This window comes from Camelimonas sp. ID_303_24 (genome assembly GCF_053543495.1).
Window position 1 is genome coordinate 57,993 of record NZ_JBLLJM010000020.1, and the last position, 17,624, is coordinate 75,616.

Annotated in this window: 17 protein-coding genes and 1 tRNA gene; 11 read left to right on the forward strand and 7 right to left on the reverse strand. The window is 65.5% G+C overall.

Going from position 1 to position 17,624, the window contains the following annotated elements; translation table 11 throughout:
• The first annotated feature begins 147 nt into the window (after positions 1-147).
• The 3 genes from ACERNI_RS15475 (at position 148) to ilvN (ending at position 3,336) form a co-directional block, all read left to right on the forward strand.
• On the forward strand, positions 148-1,908 hold the full coding sequence (locus ACERNI_RS15475; protein WP_448834150.1) for an acetolactate synthase 3 large subunit: 1,761 nt from the start codon (positions 148-150) through the stop codon (positions 1,906-1,908).
• Between the two features lie 143 nt (positions 1,909-2,051).
• Positions 2,052-2,720, forward strand: coding sequence for a glutathione S-transferase family protein (locus ACERNI_RS15480; RefSeq protein ID WP_448834151.1), 669 nt, complete (start codon positions 2,052-2,054; stop codon positions 2,718-2,720).
• An 82-nt stretch (positions 2,721-2,802) separates the two neighbouring features.
• On the forward strand, positions 2,803-3,336 hold the full coding sequence (gene ilvN, locus ACERNI_RS15485) for an acetolactate synthase small subunit (protein WP_448834152.1): 534 nt from the start codon (positions 2,803-2,805) through the stop codon (positions 3,334-3,336).
• Positions 3,337-3,432: 96 nt separating this feature from the next.
• On the opposite strand, the gene ACERNI_RS15490 is transcribed toward ilvN, so the two are convergent.
• Entirely contained in the window at positions 3,433-4,026 is a 594-nt protein-coding gene (locus ACERNI_RS15490; RefSeq protein ID WP_448834170.1) for a DUF924 family protein, read from the reverse strand.
• Positions 4,027-4,440: 414 nt separating this feature from the next.
• Between ACERNI_RS15490 and ilvC the strand changes: the two genes are divergently transcribed.
• The gene (gene ilvC, locus ACERNI_RS15495; protein ID WP_448834153.1) at positions 4,441-5,460 is read left to right on the forward strand and encodes a ketol-acid reductoisomerase; all 1,020 of its coding nucleotides are present in this window, start codon (positions 4,441-4,443) and stop codon (positions 5,458-5,460) included.
• A gap of 260 nt (positions 5,461-5,720) precedes the next feature.
• Here ilvC and ACERNI_RS15500 read toward each other — a convergent pair whose 3' ends face one another.
• A complete protein-coding gene (locus ACERNI_RS15500) occupies positions 5,721-6,014 on the reverse strand; it encodes a hypothetical protein (RefSeq protein WP_448834154.1) in 294 nt (97 codons plus the stop codon).
• 71 nt (positions 6,015-6,085) lie between these two features.
• Positions 6,086-6,610, reverse strand: a complete 525-nt coding sequence (locus ACERNI_RS15505) for a DedA family protein (RefSeq protein WP_448834155.1) — start codon at positions 6,608-6,610, stop codon at positions 6,086-6,088.
• A gap of 502 nt (positions 6,611-7,112) precedes the next feature.
• On the opposite strand from ACERNI_RS15505, the gene pdxY reads away from it, so the two are divergent.
• The gene (gene pdxY, locus ACERNI_RS15510; RefSeq protein ID WP_448834156.1) at positions 7,113-7,961 is read left to right on the forward strand and encodes a pyridoxal kinase PdxY; all 849 of its coding nucleotides are present in this window, start codon (positions 7,113-7,115) and stop codon (positions 7,959-7,961) included.
• Positions 7,958-8,728 carry an NUDIX hydrolase gene (locus ACERNI_RS15515; protein WP_448834157.1) on the forward strand — a complete coding sequence of 257 codons (771 nt, stop codon included), beginning with the start codon at positions 7,958-7,960 and terminating at the stop codon, positions 8,726-8,728. Before pdxY ends, ACERNI_RS15515 begins: the two co-directional genes overlap by 4 nt.
• 108 nt (positions 8,729-8,836) lie before the next feature.
• Here the strand turns inward: ACERNI_RS15515 and ACERNI_RS15520 are convergent, their stop codons facing one another.
• Entirely contained in the window at positions 8,837-9,190 is a 354-nt protein-coding gene (locus ACERNI_RS15520; protein WP_448834158.1) for a hypothetical protein, read from the reverse strand.
• Between the two features lie 260 nt (positions 9,191-9,450).
• Here ACERNI_RS15520 and ACERNI_RS15525 point away from each other — a divergent pair, with 260 nt between their 5' ends.
• The 3 genes from ACERNI_RS15525 to ACERNI_RS15535 all read left to right on the forward strand — a co-directional run bounded on the left by ACERNI_RS15525 (position 9,451) and on the right by ACERNI_RS15535 (position 12,127).
• The gene (locus tag ACERNI_RS15525; RefSeq protein ID WP_448834159.1) at positions 9,451-11,028 is read left to right on the forward strand and encodes a 2-isopropylmalate synthase; all 1,578 of its coding nucleotides are present in this window, start codon (positions 9,451-9,453) and stop codon (positions 11,026-11,028) included.
• Positions 11,029-11,361: 333 nt separating this feature from the next.
• Positions 11,362-11,437, forward strand: a tRNA-Lys gene (locus tag ACERNI_RS15530).
• 171 nt (positions 11,438-11,608) lie between these two features.
• Entirely contained in the window at positions 11,609-12,127 is a 519-nt protein-coding gene (locus ACERNI_RS15535; protein ID WP_448834160.1) for a hypothetical protein, read from the forward strand.
• 82 nt (positions 12,128-12,209) lie between these two features.
• Here the strand turns inward: ACERNI_RS15535 and ACERNI_RS15540 are convergent, their stop codons facing one another.
• Positions 12,210-13,151 (reverse strand): alpha/beta fold hydrolase, encoded by a 942-nt coding sequence (locus ACERNI_RS15540; RefSeq protein WP_448834161.1) that lies wholly within the window; start codon positions 13,149-13,151, stop codon positions 12,210-12,212.
• Between the two features lie 225 nt (positions 13,152-13,376).
• Positions 13,377-13,754 (reverse strand): DUF930 domain-containing protein, encoded by a 378-nt coding sequence (locus ACERNI_RS15545; RefSeq protein ID WP_448834162.1) that lies wholly within the window; start codon positions 13,752-13,754, stop codon positions 13,377-13,379.
• A gap of 445 nt (positions 13,755-14,199) precedes the next feature.
• Here ACERNI_RS15545 and ACERNI_RS15550 point away from each other — a divergent pair, with 445 nt between their 5' ends.
• On the forward strand, positions 14,200-15,402 hold the full coding sequence (locus tag ACERNI_RS15550; protein WP_448834163.1) for a serine hydrolase domain-containing protein: 1,203 nt from the start codon (positions 14,200-14,202) through the stop codon (positions 15,400-15,402).
• 2 nt (positions 15,403-15,404) lie between these two features.
• Here the strand turns inward: ACERNI_RS15550 and ACERNI_RS15555 are convergent, their stop codons facing one another.
• A complete protein-coding gene (locus ACERNI_RS15555) occupies positions 15,405-16,649 on the reverse strand; it encodes a L,D-transpeptidase family protein (RefSeq protein ID WP_448834164.1) in 1,245 nt (414 codons plus the stop codon).
• A 375-nt stretch (positions 16,650-17,024) separates the two neighbouring features.
• Between ACERNI_RS15555 and ACERNI_RS15560 the strand changes: the two genes are divergently transcribed.
• Positions 17,025-17,459 (forward strand): MucR family transcriptional regulator, encoded by a 435-nt coding sequence (locus tag ACERNI_RS15560; RefSeq protein ID WP_448834165.1) that lies wholly within the window; start codon positions 17,025-17,027, stop codon positions 17,457-17,459.
• Positions 17,460-17,624 lie beyond the last annotated feature (165 nt).

A 17,624-nucleotide genomic window follows, 5' to 3' on the forward strand; every position in this document is an offset into this window, starting at 1 on the left:
TTTTTGTTGCCTGAAGCAGACCGGCTCCATCAGCGGTCCATGCGACAGGACAGGCTCCAGCCGGCTGCGCCATGCCGGCGACATGAAAATGCTGTTGCACCGGCCGCGCGCCGGACGCACACAGCGGGCGGAGACGGGAGAAGAACCATGAGCGAGACAATGACCGGCGCCGAAATGGTCATTCGCGCCCTCCAGGATCAGGGCGTCGAGCACATCTTCGGCTATCCAGGCGGCGCCGTGCTGCCGATCTATGACGCCATGTTCCACCAGGAAAAGGTGCGTCACGTTCTTGTCCGCCATGAGCAGGGCGCCGTGCACGCCGCCGAGGGCTACGCCCGCTCCACCGGCAAGGTCGGCTGCGTGCTGGTCACCTCCGGCCCCGGCGCCACCAACGCCGTGACCGGTCTCGCCGACGCCCTGCTGGATTCGATTCCGCTGGTCTGCATCACCGGCCAGGTGCCGACGCATCTGATTGGCTCGGACGCCTTCCAGGAGTGCGACACGGTCGGCATCACCCGCCACTGCGCCAAGCACAACTATCTGGTGAAGCGCATTGAGGACCTGCCGCGCATCCTGCACGAGGCCTTCTACGTGGCGTCGAACGGGCGCCCCGGTCCTGTGGTTGTTGATATTCCGAAGGACATCCAGTTTGCCTCCGGCAGCTATGAGCGGCCGCGCGACAACCAGCACAAGACCTACCGTCCGAAGGTGAAGGGCGATCTGGAGGCGATCCGCACCGCGGTGAAAATGATGGGCGAGGCGAAGAAGCCCATCTTCTACACCGGCGGCGGCGTCATCAATTCCGGTCGCGAGGCCTCCGCGCTGCTGCGCGAGCTGGTGCGTCTGACCGGCTTCCCCGTCACGTCGACGCTGATGGGCCTTGGCGCATACCCGGCCTCGGACAACCAGTTCCTGGGCATGCTGGGCATGCACGGCGCCTATGAGGCCAATATGGCCATGCATGACTGCGATCTGATGATCTGCGTCGGCGCCCGGTTCGACGACCGCATCACCGGCCGTCTGGACGCCTTCTCGCCGGGGTCGAAGAAGATCCACATCGACATCGACCCTTCGTCGATCAACAAGAACGTCAAGGTCGACGTGCCGATCATCGGCGACTGCGCCCACGTGCTTGAGGACATGGTGCGTCTATTCCGCTCGTCCGGCGCCCGCGCCGACAAGGCGGCCCTGGAAGGCTGGTGGAAGCAGATCGACGCCTGGCGCGCCCGCAATGGCTTCGCCTACCACAACTCGGATCTGACCATTAAGCCGCAGTACGCCCTGCAGCGTCTGCAGGAGCTGACGAAGGACCGCGACGTCTACTTCACCACCGAGGTGGGCCAGCACCAGATGTGGGCGGCGCAGTTCCTGAAGTTCGAGGAGCCGAACCGCTGGATGACCTCTGGCGGCCTCGGCACCATGGGCTACGGCCTGCCCGCCGCCATCGGCGTGCAGATGGCCCATCCGGATGCGCTGGTGATCGACGTGGCGGGCGAAGCGTCGATCCTGATGAACATGCAGGAGATGTCGACGGCGCTGCAGCACCGGCTGCCGGTGAAGATCTTCATCCTCAACAACGAGTACATGGGCATGGTGCGCCAGTGGCAGGAACTGCTGCATGGCGGCCGTTATTCGGAAAGCTATTCGGAGGCCCTGCCGGACTTCGTGAAGCTGGCCGAGGCCTATGGCGGCGTTGGCATCCGCTGCAGCGATCCGAAGGAGCTCGACGCGGCGATCCTGCAGATGATCAACACCGACCGTCCGGTGATCTTCGACTGCATCGTCGACAAGATGGAAAACTGCTTCCCGATGATTCCGTCGGGCAAGGCGCACAACGAGATGATCCTCGGCGACGCCGCCACCGACATTGGCTCGGTGATCGACGAAGCCGGCAAGATGCTCGTCTGACGCATGCTGCTTCGGGCGGGGCGGTCCCGCTTCGCCTGAAGCTGGCGCGCCGGAGGCCCGGCTGCGGCGTTCACGGGCCGGAAGTTGCGTGGCCAGGCCGAATTGCTGGACCAGGCAGGATTCGGGACCAGGAGGATGTGGACATGAAGCTGATCGTCGCCAGCAAGCGCTACTCGTCGTGGTCGCTGCGTCCATGGCTCGCCATGCGCGTCGCCGGCGTAGCGTTCGATGAGCAGGTCATCATCCTGCGCCAGCCGGAAACCAGGGCGGACATCGCCAGGCATTCGCCTTCCGGCGTCGTGCCGGTGCTGCGGGATGGCGATCTCACGGTGTGGGATTCGCTGGCGATCATCGAATATGTCGCCGAACGGTTTCCGGACGCTGGCCTGTGGCCGTCCGATCCGGCGGCCCGCGCCGTCGCCCGCTCGGTTTCGGCGGAGATGCACTCCGGCTTCCAGGCCCTGCGCATGGCCTGCCCGATGAACCTCGGCATGCGGTTCGCCGCCCGCGACCGGGGCGAGGCTGTCGACGCGGCCGTGGCCCGGGTCTGCGCCATCTGGCGGGGCTTGCGCGAACAGCATGCGGGCTCGGGGCCGTTCCTGTTCGGCGCCTTCACCGCCGCCGACGCCATGTATGCGCCGGTGGTCTGCCGGCTCGACGGCTACTCCATTCCTGTCGACGACGTCTGCCGCGCCTACATGGATGCGGTTCTGGCGCTGCCGGCCTTTCAGGAATGGCGCGCTGCGGGACTGAAGGAGCCGGGCATTCCCGACTACGACACAATCGACGAGACGCTGGTCGCACGCTTCTGATGCGCGTCTTTTGTTTGAAACGATGACTGCCGCCGGCCATGGAAGGCCGTTGCCGGGCAATGCCAAAGACTGGGTACACCTGATGAAATCGCACTATTCCGACGCGCCGGCCGCCCCGAAAATCGTCCGCCACACCCTGGCGGTGATTGTCGACAACGAACCGGGCGTTCTTGCCCGCATCGCCGGCCTGTTCTCGGGGCGCGGCTACAATATCGAGAGCCTCACCGTCTCGGAGACCGAGCACGAGGAACACCTGTCGCGCATCACCATCGTCACCTCCGGCGATGATGCGGCGATCGCCCAGATCATGGCGCAGCTCGACCGTCTGGTGCCGGTGCACCGCGTTGACGACCTCACCGCCAGCGGCGAGGCCGTGGAGCGCGAACTGGCGCTGGTGAAGGTGGCTGGTCGCGGCGAGCACCGGGTGGAGGCCCTGCGTCTTGCCCAGGCCTTCGGCGCCCGCACCCTCGACGCCACGCTGAACTCGTTCATCTTCGAGTTCACCGGCGCCATCGACGAGGTTGACCGCTTCATTCGCGTGATGGCTGAAACCGGCGTCGTTGAAGTGGCCCGCACCGGCGTCGCCGCCCTGTCGCGCGGCTCGGCCAAGGGCTGAACGTCCAGGGGCTGAACGTCAGGGGTTGAGCTTTAGCGGGCTGGACTCCATTGGGCTGGACCTGGGAGGCCTGGTTTCGAAGGGGTTCCGGCGGGTTTACTGCCCGCCGGTAAAGCCGCCGGCTTCGAGATAGGCCTGCTCTTCCTCCGTCGTCTCGCGTCCCAGGATGCGGTTGCGATGGGGGAAGCGGCCGAAACGGGCGACGATGTCGTGATGTTCTTCCGCGTAACGCAGGCTGTCGGCGTTGCCGAGCGCCTGGTAGAGGGCGACGCACCGCTTCTGGTCAGCCAGCTCTTCCGAGTGCATGAACGGCAGATAGAAGAAGCTGCGCAGTTCCGGCGCGACCCTGGCGTCATCGCCGCGCTCCAGGCTGGCGGCGGCGACGCGCCGCGCCGCCGGGTCGGTGGCGAAGGCCGCCGGCGTGCTGCGGTGGATGTTGCGCGGAACCTGGTCGAGCAGCAGCACGAGGGCGAGGGCGCCTTCCGGCGTTGCCTGCCAGCTGTCGAGCAGGCCGCGCGCCGCCGCGGCCTGGGCCTCGCCGAAGCGCTCGCGCAACATCGCGTCGAAGGCGTCGTCGCGGTTGAACCATTTTGCGTAGCCGGCGTCCCGCCAGGCTGCGACAAGGTCAGCCGCCTCTGGCAGCGACGCGCTGGCGGGGGCGGTGGGGATCGTTGGGGCATTTCTGGTCATCATCCAGGCAGCATTGCCTGGTTTGGCCCATGGGGGAATATCCCGCGCGGCCCGCGCCGCGCCGGCGCGCGAAATGCAGGCGGGCGCTGCCGGGCGGCCGGGCCTGGGTCTGTTGAGAATTCGCCGGATGTCGCGCCGGCGGCGGCTGGCGATTCTTCGATCCGCGAGCCGGAAACATGCGACCGGATGCGCAGGCTCCGCCAGATGCGGCTGTCAGGGACAAGAATGACTTGACCAACTGGCCGTGGCGGGTTTTACCGCCTCCGTCTGTTTTCATTGCCGGAGCGTCCGTGGCGCGGCCCTCGCGCCGCACGGCGATCCGGTGGTCTGGATGTCGTGGGGCGACGACGGCCAGGCCAGTTCTGATCTGATCGTCGGCACTTGGCCCGCGACCATCGCCAGAGGATGTATGTGATGCGTGTTTACTATGACCGCGATGCGGATCTGAACCTGATCAAGGGCAAGAAGGTCGCGATCGTCGGCTACGGCAGCCAGGGCCACGCCCATGCGCTGAACCTGCGCGATTCGGGCGTCAAGGACATCGCCATCGCCCTGCGTCCGGACAGCGCCACCGTGAAGAAGGCCGAAGGCGCCGGCTTCAAGGTGATGTCGCCGGCCGACGCCGCCAAGTGGGCCGATGTCGTCATGATGCTGACGCCGGACGAACTGCAGGCTGACATCTATCGCGACAGCCTGCACGACAACATGAAGAACGGCGCGGCGCTGCTCTTCGCCCACGGCCTGAACGTGCATTTCAACCTGATCGAGCCGCGCAAGGACCTCGACGTGCTGATGGTCGCCCCGAAGGGCCCTGGCCACACCGTCCGCTCCGAGTACCAGCGCGGCGGCGGCGTGCCGACCCTGATCGCCATCCATCAGGACGCGACCGGCAACGCCCATGACATTGGCCTGTCCTACGCCTCGGCCAATGGCGGCGGTCGCGCCGGCGTCATCGAGACCTCCTTCAAGGAAGAGTGCGAGACCGACCTGTTCGGCGAACAGGCCGTGCTGTGCGGCGGCGCCGTCGAGCTGATCCGCGCCGGCTTCGAGACCCTCGTCGAGGCGGGTTACGCCCCGGAGATGGCCTATTTCGAGTGCCTGCACGAACTGAAGCTGATCGTCGACCTCATCTATGAGGGCGGCATCGCCAACATGAACTACTCGATCTCCAACACCGCCGAATACGGCGAGTACGTCACCGGCCCGCGCATCATCACCGCCGAGACCAAGGCCGAGATGAAGCGCGTGCTGGAGGACATCCAGTCGGGCAAGTTCACCCGCGACTGGATGCTGGAGAACAAGGTCAACCAGGCGTCGTTCAAGGCCACCCGCGCCCGCAACAACGCCCACCCAATCGAGGAAGTTGGCGCCAAGCTCCGCGACATGATGCCGTGGATCAAGGAAAAGGCCCTGGTCGACAAGTCGAAGAACTGAGACCGGATGGCCTTCTCCGGCAACGGCGTCAATTGGCGCCGCTTCCGGGGGGGCGGAATATTGCAACACGAACGGGTCCGCCCGTTCGTGTTTTTTATTGGCCAGACCAGGCCAGGCCCGATCACGTCATGTCATGCGGGCGAGGCGAGCGGCTTGCGCAGATGCGCCAGGCTGTCGCACGACGGTTCTGTCCGCTGCACAGAAAAACCGGCCATGGAAAATACGCCATCGAGAATGCGCCGGGCCTGAAACGGCCCGCCTCAATTCGACGGGCGCGCCTTGTTCAGCACCAGGCCAACGATCGCCGTGACGATGGCGCCCATGGCGCCCCCGCCCACCAGATTGCCGGCGAGGGCGGTGAGATCCGTTGCGGAGGAGCTCTGGAGCGCCGGCAGGGCTGCCTGTAGCGCCTGACCCAGTACGCCGCCGCCCACGGCTCCAGCCACGGCGTTGATGGTGCTGCCCATGTCAACGGATGGCGCCGCGCGGCCAGTCATGCCGCCGCCGGCGGCGCCGCCAATCAAATTCATGGCGAGAGAAATCAGTTGTTCCATCAGTCAGTCTCCCAGTCGTCAAAAGATGAATAGAAGAGACGCGATGAGATATACTATATCATATATTATGATTATTGTAAGTGTAGGATCCAGTTGAGGGCTTCTCCTGGGGCCAGCACGGCGAAGCTCCAGATCATGGCGGATGATACATTGGCGATCTGGAAGGGGATGTGCGGCAGGTGAAACACGCCGGCGGCAAGGGGCACGAAAGCGCGCAGCGGACCGGAAAAGCGGCCGATAAATACGCCCGGCACGCCCCATTTGCGCGTGAATGCCTCCGCCTTGTCCATGAAATGCGGGGCGCGCGAAAACGGCCAGTAGCCGCGAATACTGTCCTTCAGCCAGTAGCCCACGGCGTAGGAGATCCAGTCCCCGAGGGTCGCGCCGATCGCCGCGCCCGCCCACACCGGCCAGAACGGTATGTCGCTGGCCGCAAGCAATGCTCCAATCGCCAGCAGCAGGCCCGTGGCCGGCACAACAAATGAAACAATCGCCATTGATTCGGCGAACGCCAGAGCGCCGACGATAAATGGCGCCCACACCTGACGCTCCTGGATGAAGCCGGTAACCGCCTGCGAGATCTCTGTGAAATTCATTGGCAATCCGGACCGGAAACGCGGCGCAGCGTCAAGTGTTTCCGTTGCATCCAGGTGGGCTGGAAACGGGTTATCTCTTTGGTTCGATGTATTTTTTGCGCTGCTCGCGGCGTTTTCTTCACGAAAGGAAGGCCCTGCTTTTTCTGGCAATGCTGTATCGTAGCCTGAGCGGGCGGCCAGGTGAAGCCACCGTCGCCTCCCGGTGCGGGCTGCGGGCGAGGGTTCGGGGCAGGGCCACCCATGCATTCGGGGGGCTCGCGTATTCGGGCGTTCTGGCATTTGCCTGACAAAGGTCGGACGGGATCGCCAGGCGGCGTCGCGCTGGCGCTTCCGGCGCTTTGGCCCGTCTTCACCGCGTCACGCCGCAGGGGCTGGCGCGCCTTCGCAAAGCAGCTAACTTGCCAGCGGCGCGGGTTCTTGTCAGCGCCACGCCAGGCGGCGTCGTGAAACCATCAGGGCGCGCGCGCTGCTCGCCCTTGTCCCGCTCAGTCAGGGAGCCTCCATGAACATCCTGTCCATCCAGTCCCATGTTGCGTACGGCCATGTCGGCAATGCGGCGGCGGTGTTTCCCATGCAGCGCATGGGCGTTGAGGTCTGGCCGGTGCTCACCGTGCAGTTTTCCAATCACACGGGCTATGGCGACTGGACGGGGCCGGTGTTCGAGGGGGCGATGATCTCGGAAATCGCGCGCGGCGTCGAGGCGCGCGGCGTGTTCCCGCAATGCGACGGCGTGCTTTCCGGCTATGCCGGTTCTGCGGCGATTGGCGAGGCCATTCTTGACGTTGCGGCGCGGGTGCGTGCCGCCAATCCTGGCGCGCTTTATTGCTGTGATCCGGTGATCGGCGATGTGGGGCGCGGCGTCTTCGTGCGGCCGGATGTGCCCGAGTTCATGCGTCGCCAGGCGATGCCGGCCGCCGACGTGGCCACGCCGAACCAGTTTGAGCTGGAGCTGCTCTCCGGCTGCTCGGTGACCTCCATGGCGGAGGCGCGCGCCGCCATCCGCATCGCCCACGGGCTTGGTCCGTCGATTCTGCTCATCACCTCGCTGCACACCGCCGAAACCCCGGACGACTGCATCGACATGGTCGCTTCTGGCCCCGAGGGGATCTGGGGCGTGCGCACACCGCGCATTGATCGCTATTTCACCGGCGCCGGCGACGTGACTGCGGCGCTGTTCTTCACCCACTACCTGCGGGAGCGCTCCATCGCCAGCGCAGTCAGCGCCGCCGCCTCGTCGGTGCATGGCCTGCTGGCCGCCACGGCCGCCTCCGGCCAGAGCGAGTTGCAACTGGTTCAGGCCCAGGAAGAGTTCGTGGCGCCGTCGCGCATCTTTCAGGCGACGCAGTTGTGAGCAACGGGGACCCGGTTTGCGCCGGCGGCGCCTTTCCCTGGCGCGGCGCCCCCGCCATCATCCCGGTGCGCACGGTTTCGGTCCGCGTGGCGGAGGAGCCGTGGCCCTGGGCCGAGGCCAATCGCGATGTCATCGACCGTCACTGGCGGGCGGCGCTGGAGCGCAAGCCGCAGATGTTCAACGGGCGCGTGCTGCTGTCGCGCCGGCCGGTGATCGCCGACGGTTGTTATGGGGCGGTGTATTTGCCGGTCGATTTCGCCGCCTTTTTGACCTGGCGGGATCTGGGCTGGCCGGACGAAACGGTGGTCAACGGCTTTTCCATGGCGGCGTTGCGCGCCGCCGACGGGCCGTGGCTCGCCGGCGTTCAGGGCCGGCATACCGCCAATTCAGGCCAGATCTATTTCGCCGCCGGCACGCCCGACCTGTCAGACGTCCTCCCTGACGGAACGCTGGATTTGCAGGGCAATATCGTGCGCGAACTGGCGGAGGAAACCGGCCTCGACGCCCGTGAGCTGGACTTCGCAACCGGCTGGCGCGTGGTGCTGGACGGCGGCCGCGTCGCGCTGATGCGCGAGGCGCGCTCGGCCCTGCCGTCAGAGGCGCTGGCGGCGCGCATCCGCGGCTTCATCGCGGCCGATCCGGAGCCGGAACTGGCCGATGTGCATCTGCTTCGCGACCCGGCGGATATCGATGCGGCGCGCATGCCGCCCTTCATGATTGCCTGGCTCGCCGCCGCCTTCGCGGAAGACGCCTCAACCAGCCCGTGATACCAAGGCCCGGTGAGCTTGACTCACCGGGCCTTGGTGAAGCCCGTGCGGCGCTTGAGCAATTCAGAATGCGGATGCGTCAGCATCTTCGCATTCTGGTATGTAATCTCAATAATAGCCATTGTTGCGTTTCAGCGTCGCCAGCAGGGCGAGGGCGCCGTTCTGGTCGCCCGCCCGGCACTTCGCCGCCGCCTGTTCGACGCCAGGCGTCATGCGCCGGTAGACGCTTGCATTGATATGGCCCATCTCCCGGTCCTGGGCCAGGATGCGCCGCAGACGCGCGATCTGGTCGCCGCAGGCGCCGCCGCCGACGTCGCTGTTCATGGTCGCCGCCGGTGTTTGCATCGCCTGTGTTTGCGCGGGCGCGGGCGGCGCGAGCGGCTCCTGGCCAGAAACGCAGGCGGCAAGCCCGCCAGCGAGCGCCATGAGCAGGGGTGGGAGAGCCAGGCGGCGCGAGATCATGCGGGTGCTCCAGGACCAGGATACGTGGGGAACAGAAGGCGCAGACTGGCGTTGAACGGGCCGGCGAGGCAAGGCCCAACCACACGGCCTGACGGAAATTGCCCGCCACAATTATGTTTGCGCCGCTATCGCCGTCCCGGTAAAACAGCGCGAAAATTCCGCGTATGTGCGGGGCGGCCTGCAGTGACGCGGCGTCTGCCGCGCGCTGCGCCACGGTAATATACTCCGCGCGCACGTGGGGCGCGCATGAAGGACTCAGCATGACTTCGCATAGCGCCGCCACGTCAGGTTCCGATCGCGTCATTATTTTCGACACCACCTTGCGCGACGGCGAGCAGTGCCCAGGCGCCTCGATGACCTTCGAGGAAAAGCTGCAGGTGGCCGAACTGCTCGACGCCATGGGCGTCGACGTGATCGAGGCGGGCTTTCCCATCGCCTCGGACGGCGATTTTGAATCGGTGCGCGAAATCGCCCGCCGCAGCAAGAATTCGGTGATCTGCGGCCTGTCGCGCACCGCCCTTGGCGATATTGACCGCTGCGGCGAGGCCATCAAGCCGGCGGCGCGCGGCCGCATCCACACTTTCATTTCCACCTCGCCGCTGCACATGAGCGCCAAGCTCAACATGACGCCGGACGAGGTGCTGGAGGCTTCCGTCGCCGCCGTGACCCGCGCCCGCCAGTGGACCGACGACGTGGAATGGTCGTCGGAGGACGGCACCCGCACCGAGATCGATTACCTTTGCCGTTGCGTTGAGGCGGTTATCAAGGCAGGCGCCACCACGGTGAACATCCCCGACACCGTGGGCTACACCACGCCGGAGGAGTACCGGGCGCTGTTCGAGACCGTGCGCGAGCGCGTGCCAAACTCCGACAAGGCCATCTTCTCGGTGCACTGCCACAACGATCTTGGCATGGCCGTCGCCAATTCGCTGGCCGGCGTGAAGGGCGGCGCCCGCCAGATCGAATGCACCATCAATGGCATTGGCGAGCGCGCCGGCAATGCGGCGCTGGAGGAGATCGTCATGGCGATCCGCACCCGCGCCGACGTGCTGCCGTACCAGACCAATATCGAGACGACCATGCTGACCCGCGCCTCGCGTCTGGTGTCGTCGGTCACGTCGTTCCCGGTGCAGTTCAACAAGGCTATCGTTGGCCGCAACGCTTTCGCCCATGAGAGCGGCATTCACCAGCACGGCGTGCTGAAGAATCCGGCGACCTACGAAATCATGACGCCGGAGTCGGTCGGCCTCAGCAAGAACGCGCTGGTGCTGGGCAAGCATTCCGGCCGCCACGCCTTCAAGGACCGGCTGAAGTCCATGGGCTACACGCTGGGCGACAACGCCATCGAGGACGCGTTCCGACGCATGAAGGACCTGGCGGACCGCAAGAAGCACATCTACGACGAGGACATCGAGGCCATCGTCGATGAAAGCATGCAGAACGCCCAGGAGCGCATTCGCGTCGTATCCCTCGCGGTGATCGCCGGAACCCAGGGGCCGCAGAAGGCGACGCTTGAACTGGAGATCGACGGCCAGACCGTGAAGACCGAAGCGACCGGCAATGGCCCGGTTGACGCCATCTTCAACGCCATCAAGACGCTCGCGCCACACGAGGCGAACCTGGAGCTGTACCAGGTGCACGCTGTCACCGAGGGCACCGACGCCCAGGCGGAGGTTTCGGTGCGGCTCACCGCTGGCGACAATGAGCCGGTCACGGGCCGCGGCGCCGATCCGGACACCATGGTCGCCTCGGCCCGCGCCTATGTGGCGGCGCTCAACAAACTGCATGCCCAGGCGGCGCGCGGCGCCCGCAAGCACGCCCAGCGCGACGGCGTCTGAAGCTCCCGCAAGCGTTTTCGCAGGGTTGCGGATCTTCGCTGATGGACAGGTAACGGGCGGCCTCTTGTCGCCCGTTACGCTTTTTGGGGCGGCGACGGATCTGGAGCGGAGCGAGGAGCGCTGGCGACCATGGCGCCTTGCCGGGGCTGCTGCTGCGAGCCAGTGAAGGGCGGCAATGTTATGCACAGACCGGCGGTTTTTCCCCAGCGTCATAAAAAAGTTTGGCAAAAAAGTTTGGCATGGCGCTTGCGGGCGCTGGACAACCGGGGAGGGGATTGGTATCCACCGCTCACCAAACGGCGGCGGCCACAAACGCCCTGCCGGACTGAAGATGGGCGCATAGCTCAGTTGGTAGAGCAGCTGACTCTTAATCAGCGGGTCCTAGGTTCGAGCCCTAGTGCGCCCACCATCTTCACCAAAAAGACCCCGCTCCGGCGGGTTTTTTTGTGCCTTGCGCAATGTTGGCGACGCCAGCGACGCTTTTGCAATCGTGAAATCCCGTCACAGCCGGCTGCCTTGGTTCGCCTGACGATCTGTGCCACGCTGCTCCCTGTTTTGGCGATGAGGGAGGAGCCGGCCAATGGCAATCGAAACCAGGGCTGAACGCAGACTGTTGTCGCGGGACGAACTGGAGCTTGTCGCGCTGACGCGGCGCACGGAAATCACCGCCGTGGCGGACGCTGAACTGCGCAAGACAGTGGGGCTGCTGCGCGAACGCCGGGACCGGGCGCGGACCATCGCCCGTCAGCAGCGGCGGGAAATGCGCGGCAAGGCCCAGGCGGCGTCTCCCGCCACGGATAACACTGGCTCCAAAATGAAGGCGCGCGTATTGTCCGGCGCCATCCAGCGGGCCAATCGGGAATTGTCCCGACGCAAGGTCGCGGCGGGGCGCCAGGAACTGGTCAGCAACTCCCGCCAGGCCCTCAAGCTGAAAAACGCCGCCAGCAAGCCGCCCATTCCCGCTGGCGGCCCGACCGCCAGCGAAGGCATGGCCCCCAAACCATCGAAGAAGACGAAACAGATCGGCAGCCCGATGGAGGCCGGCCGCGTGTCCCAGTCCGTTAAGGACGCGCAGGCGCGCAAGGATGCGCGTGACTAGAGCGCTTTCCGATCAGACGGAACCCGTCTGACCGATTGGAATTCGCTCAAAACAGGAAGGCCGGCGCAGCCCGCGCCGGCCGTTACATGCGCGCCGCGACGCTGCGGATCAGGGCGGCGGTGTCGTCGGGGGCGGTAATCGGCAGCATATGGCCGCGACCATCGAGCAGCACCAGGTCCAGATGCGGCGCCTTCTCCTTCATCGCCTCGCCCTGCAGACGGTAGTCGAGCAGGGTGTCGCCCCGGCCGTAGATCATGCCGAAGGGGACAGCCAGGGATGGGTATCGCGCCGTCATGTTGGGCAGGTCGTCGCCAGCCGCCAGCAGGTCGGATGAGGTATTGTAGAAACTGACCGGCCGCAGACCCAGCAGGCCGCCGCCGCGCGTCCCGAAATCTTCCGGGGCCGGATCAGGGGCGAAGACGAATTTCATTACGGCCCGGGCGCTGAGGATCGTCATCGGGATGGCCGTGGTCCAGGCGATGACCCTGCGCAGGGCAGGGGAGGGGATCAGCAGGCCCTTGAATGCCTTCGCTTCCGCCTCCTGGGGATGGGTCAGCGGGGCGATCAGGGCAAGGCCGCCGACCTGCTGGGGGTGGTTGAGCGCCAGCGCCAGGGAAATGACGCCGCCCAGCGAATGCCCCACCACCAGGGGGCGCTCCAGCTTCAGCGCCGTGATGAAATTGGCGATCGTCGCCGCCTGGGCCGCCGGATTGGCTGGCGCCCCATCCGCCCGCTCCGAGTAGCCGGCGCCAGGCCGGTCGAGGGCAATGACGCGGAAATCTCCGGCCAGCCTGTCCACCAGCGCGTAGGTATAGTTCCAGAGCGAGCCGCCAAGGCCATGGATCATGACGATGGCCGGACCGCCGCCGCCGGTGTCGACATAATGCATCTGCTGGCCATCAACCGTCACGAACTGGCCGATGGGCGGCACAGCCGCCTCAACGCGCCGTTGCGTGCGCGCCGCAAACCACGCCAGACCGGCGGCGAACAGCGCGATCAGACAAATCAGCCAGAGCAGAAACATGGCGCACCGATGCGTTCGACAGGGGGATCGCGCCCATAGTGGCGCAGTTGCCGCCGCCGGGAAACTGCCGGGTGCAGGCCAGCGCAGGGCGCCCGGCAGCCCCGTGTTCCAATTGAAGAGAAGCGCCGGGGTCTTTACCGCAGCGCAACCCGTCACAAAAAGCGCGGTCTGCGTTCTGGGCGCTAACACAGGCGTCTGCAAAACACCTGCTGGACGCCTGCAAAATCATTGCCACAGCCCGTAGCGCTCCCACTGGCTGCCGGGGATTTCGTCGCCCAGTTCGTAAGTGAAGCGCAGCACCGACAGCCGGTCCGCCGACGCCTCACAACTGAAAGATATCTGCCGCCATTTGCCCTTGCTGCGCACGGCGCCGCCCGCGCCGGAAAGCGTATCTTCATTCTCGCTGGGCGGCGACAGGGCGTCGAGCATGGCCCGGTCGGGACGCATGGCGTCGCTCCCACGGGCGATCATTTTCATCGCCGCGACGTCGCAAATCTGCTGGAAGCGTTGCGTCGGCTCAAGACGCATCAGGGAGCGCGTCAGCCGCGCATCGGCCGTGGTTACCGGGGCGGCGTTCGCCGCGGCGCAAAGACCCGGAACCATGAGAAACGCCGCCTGAACGCAGGCGACGGCGATTTTCCGAAACTCAGATCCAGACAATATTCCGTACTTCACGGGACGCGCCGGCGGCGCGCGGGGTGAAGCCTCTGTTTGGCGTCGCAAAAGCACAAAATCGCATGGTCGCAAGATCATTGGACCTGCGGAAACGCTCATGCCGTTGCGACGCAAATTGCATCATGTGACGCCGCCGGGCGCCATATGGCATGCACCGTTGCAATGGTCCCCGTGCAATGGATCCTGGCAAGCGCCCGTATCGCAAACAACGCATGTCGCGCTTTGACCAACTGACGCCAGACCCATGGCGGGACTTAATTCCTCATGCCAGACTGTTCGGGCCAGAATGTGACGCCAGCCCGTGGCGGCGTCGCGCAAACAAAAACGACGCGAGCTTCCGGGGCTTCGCACCGGCGCGTCATGGAGGAACGCCATGAAGCAGCAACTGATGCAGGGCGCCCCGCCAGGGCCGGACGGGCAGGTAACGCTGGCCAACTGGCGGCAGTCGCCGTTTAGCCAATGGGGATTTCGCAATCTGCGCAGCCTGGTTCCGACGGCGGCCGTCGCCGGCGCCACGGGTAGTGAAGTCACCGCGTTGCGCGAGGACTGGCGCGATCTTGGCGAGTTGGAGCTGGTTGACGCCGCCGGCCAGCGCATGCCTGGCCAGCGATATCTGCGCGCAAGCAACATTGATGGCCTCGTTGTCCTGCGTCGCGGCAAGCTGGCTTATGAATTCTATGACAACGGTCTGGAAGCCGGCCAGCAACACATCCTGTTTTCGGTCAGCAAATCAGTCACGGGCGCGCTCGCCGGCGTGCTGGCCGACCGTGGTCTGCTTGACCCGGACCGGCCCGCCGCCGATTACGCGCCCGAACTGAAAACCTCCGTATACGCGACCGCCACGGTGCGGCACCTGCTGGACATGACCGTGTCCATCGGCTTCAGCGAGGATTACGCCGACCCCAACGGCGACATGCCGGCCTACCGTCGCGCCGTGGGGTGGGACCCGGGCGGCGCCGTCGGTGGGGCTGATCTGCGCGGATTTCTCGCCAGCCTTAAAACGCCCGGGGAAGGCGCGCATGGCGAGGCCTTCCACTACGCCTCGGTGAATACCGATACCCTGGGCTGGGTGCTGGAGCGCGCTGGCGGCGCGCCGCTCGCCCAGATGCTGTCGGAGTGGATCTGGCGCCCCATGGGCGCGGAGTGCGAGGCCTGGGTCACGCTCGATTCGTTCGGCGCGCCGCGCGCCGCCGGCGGAATTTGCATGACCACGCGCGATTTGGCCAGGTTTGGCGAGATGATGCGGCGGGGCGGCCTGGCCAACGGCCGCCAGATCATTCCGGCCTGGTGGGTGGATGATATCCGCGCCAACGGCGACCAGGCGGCATGGCGGCGCGGCAATTTCGCCGCCATGGGTTTTCCCGCCAGCCGCTACCGCAGCAAATGGTATCTGTTCGATGGGGAAACCGGCGCCTTTGGCGGCGCGGGCATCCATGGCCAGTGGGTCTATGTCTGCCCGACCAGCGAGGTGGTGATCGCCGCCTTCAGTTCCCATCCGGTCGCGGCCGACATTCCCTACTCAGTGACATGGATCGCCAATTGCAAACGCATTGCGCGCGAACTCGGCCGCCTCTGAATTCAGGGGGCTGACGGTCCCATGGCCATGACGCTGCGCGTCCACGATGAGGCGCGCGCGGACATCGCATGGGCAAGACGGGCCGGGTAGGTTTCTGTCTTCGCATCCGGGGTTGCATCCGGGCTCGCGGCGGAAGCCATGGCGTCGCGGGCGCCGTCATGCGCCATGGCGATCCGCGCCGCCGACGATGTGGGCTCCGGGGCCGGCGCGTCCGGCGCCGGCAGTTGCGGCGCGGCGGGCGCGGCGCTCCGCCAGGCCGCCAGACGGGCGAAGGTCAGACTGGCGGCGCCCTGCGCCATCATCACCGGCGGGGCCTTGCGCACGCCTGGCCGGATGATGACGTCCCGGCCAGCGAAAGCCAGCGTCTCCGGGCGGCTGATGATGCCCAGCGAAGGGTGGTTGCGCATGCGGGCGAAGTGCGGGTGCATGCCGCCATCGGCATAGGTGATGCGGATGGAAGGCGCGCCGTCATCAATCTGCTTGCGGATCGCCTCCTGTTCCGCGCCGAGCCGGGCCATGGCGGTTTCTTCGACGCGTCGCTCCCTGTAGGGCGCGAAGGTATAGCGCTTGCCGGCAACATCGACCCGGGGCGGCAGGCCGGTCGCCTCGAACCGGTCGTAGCCGGTTTTCAGTTGCCGCCAGAAATCGATATCCGGATCGTCGCGCATCCGGGCCAGGTTCTTCGCGGTCATGCGGAATGGGAACGCCTGGAACTGCACGCTCTTCTGTCCGCCCCGGAAGGCGTCGCGCAACAAAGCGTAAACTTCCTCGATGCCGTCGTTTGTCATGGCGTAGCAGCCCATGGATGAGCAAACGCCGTGCACCATCAGATACGAGCCCGTATAGCCATTGGCCCGGTCGTAGGCATTGGGAAAGCCGGTGTCGAAGGAAAGGTGGTAGGATGAATTCGGGTTCATCAGCCGGGGCGTGATGTCGTAGAACCCTTCGGGCGACTGGCGGTCGCCAGTCTTGCGTTTGGGGCCCAGCCGGCCAGACCAGCGGCATACGGGGAAGGTCTTCAGCAGCGCATAGCGACCATCGGCGCGCTGCTTCCAGATTTCCAGTTCGGCCTCTTTCTTGAAGACGCGAACCAGCACCCCGGCGGTGGGCGCCATGCCTTTTTCGCGCATCAACATGGCGGTCTTGCCCGGAACGGGCGTATCAGCCTTTGAGGCAAGCGCCGGCGCCGCCGCAAGCAATCCCAGCAGCAGTGCGCCTGCATAACCCAGCCTGACCGTTGCGCGCATCGCCCTGGTCTCCAGATAGTCCGCGACATAGTTCGCGGCGATGAACCGATATCGCCATATGATTATCAGAACACAAATCCGGCGAAGATATTGCGCCAGTCAGCCCGTTTGATGAACCCGGTCTCTCCAGGCAAATCAGCCGCGCCATACCGCCCGTGCGCGCCGGCGAGGGCGGCGCCCACGGGAGAAAACGCGCGCATTCGCCGGCTGCGCGTCCCTGCGCCGTCAATCACCAAATTGTGAGGCCGGGTATTTCTGGACAATGTCTGAGAAAAACAAGGCGACCCCTGATAAAAACCCACAACATGTCGGAATTTTGAACTTCTACTTTTCCCGATATTGCGTAGATTGCATCATCCTGAAGGAGAATGCGTTATGGAGAGAGCTGAGGGAAGCGGGCAGATGGTGGTGATTACCGCCGACATCGTCGCTTCATTTGTCGCCAATAACCGGGTTGACCAGGATCAGTTGCCGGCGTTGATCGCGTCCGTACATGCGTCCCTGCAGCGTCTCGGGCAGGGTGGGGCCCCAGCCGCTGAGGAAACGCTGCAGCCGGCCGTGCCGGTCAAGCGATCGGTGACGCCCGATTACATCATCTGTCTTGAAGACGGGAAGCGCTTCAAATCGCTCAAGCGTCATCTGCGCACGGCCTACGACATGACGCCGGAGGAGTATCGGGCGCGGTGGGGGTTGCCTGCCGATTACCCGATGGTCGCCCCCAACTACGCGGCATCGCGTTCTGCGCTGGCGAAGTCCATGGGGCTCGGCCGCAAGCCGGAGGCGGAGCTTTCCGGCGACAAGGCGGCCTGATCTCCGCCGCTACAATCGTCGGCAAGCCAGCGCCGGAGCTTTCCACAGGGAGGGGCCGGCGCTTTTTTGTGGCCAAATCCCTGATCCATGAACAGGTTGGCTGACGTCGCCCATATTGGCGTCACGAGGCGGATCGCCTGGCGCGGCATCGAATTTGAACTTTTT

What these genes read in the sequence shown, in the direction of transcription:
- ACERNI_RS15475 (WP_448834150.1), top strand. Translation starts at nt 148, where the DNA reads ATGAGCGAGACAATGACCGGCGCCGAAATGGTCATTCGCGCCCTCCAG.
- ACERNI_RS15480 (WP_448834151.1), top strand. Translation starts at nt 2,052, where the DNA reads ATGAAGCTGATCGTCGCCAGCAAGCGCTACTCGTCGTGGTCGCTGCGT.
- ilvN (WP_448834152.1), top strand. Translation starts at nt 2,803, where the DNA reads ATGAAATCGCACTATTCCGACGCGCCGGCCGCCCCGAAAATCGTCCGC.
- ACERNI_RS15490 (WP_448834170.1), bottom strand. Translation starts at nt 4,026, where the DNA reads ATGACCAGAAATGCCCCAACGATCCCCACCGCCCCCGCCAGCGCGTCG.
- ilvC (WP_448834153.1), top strand. Translation starts at nt 4,441, where the DNA reads ATGCGTGTTTACTATGACCGCGATGCGGATCTGAACCTGATCAAGGGC.
- ACERNI_RS15500 (WP_448834154.1), bottom strand. Translation starts at nt 6,014, where the DNA reads ATGGAACAACTGATTTCTCTCGCCATGAATTTGATTGGCGGCGCCGCC.
- ACERNI_RS15505 (WP_448834155.1), bottom strand. Translation starts at nt 6,610, where the DNA reads ATGAATTTCACAGAGATCTCGCAGGCGGTTACCGGCTTCATCCAGGAG.
- pdxY (WP_448834156.1), top strand. Translation starts at nt 7,113, where the DNA reads ATGAACATCCTGTCCATCCAGTCCCATGTTGCGTACGGCCATGTCGGC.
- ACERNI_RS15520 (WP_448834158.1), bottom strand. Translation starts at nt 9,190, where the DNA reads ATGATCTCGCGCCGCCTGGCTCTCCCACCCCTGCTCATGGCGCTCGCT.
- ACERNI_RS15525 (WP_448834159.1), top strand. Translation starts at nt 9,451, where the DNA reads ATGACTTCGCATAGCGCCGCCACGTCAGGTTCCGATCGCGTCATTATT.
- ACERNI_RS15535 (WP_448834160.1), top strand. Translation starts at nt 11,609, where the DNA reads ATGGCAATCGAAACCAGGGCTGAACGCAGACTGTTGTCGCGGGACGAA.
- ACERNI_RS15540 (WP_448834161.1), bottom strand. Translation starts at nt 13,151, where the DNA reads ATGTTTCTGCTCTGGCTGATTTGTCTGATCGCGCTGTTCGCCGCCGGT.
- ACERNI_RS15545 (WP_448834162.1), bottom strand. Translation starts at nt 13,754, where the DNA reads ATGGTTCCGGGTCTTTGCGCCGCGGCGAACGCCGCCCCGGTAACCACG.
- ACERNI_RS15550 (WP_448834163.1), top strand. Translation starts at nt 14,200, where the DNA reads ATGAAGCAGCAACTGATGCAGGGCGCCCCGCCAGGGCCGGACGGGCAG.
- ACERNI_RS15555 (WP_448834164.1), bottom strand. Translation starts at nt 16,649, where the DNA reads ATGCGCGCAACGGTCAGGCTGGGTTATGCAGGCGCACTGCTGCTGGGA.
- ACERNI_RS15560 (WP_448834165.1), top strand. Translation starts at nt 17,025, where the DNA reads ATGGAGAGAGCTGAGGGAAGCGGGCAGATGGTGGTGATTACCGCCGAC.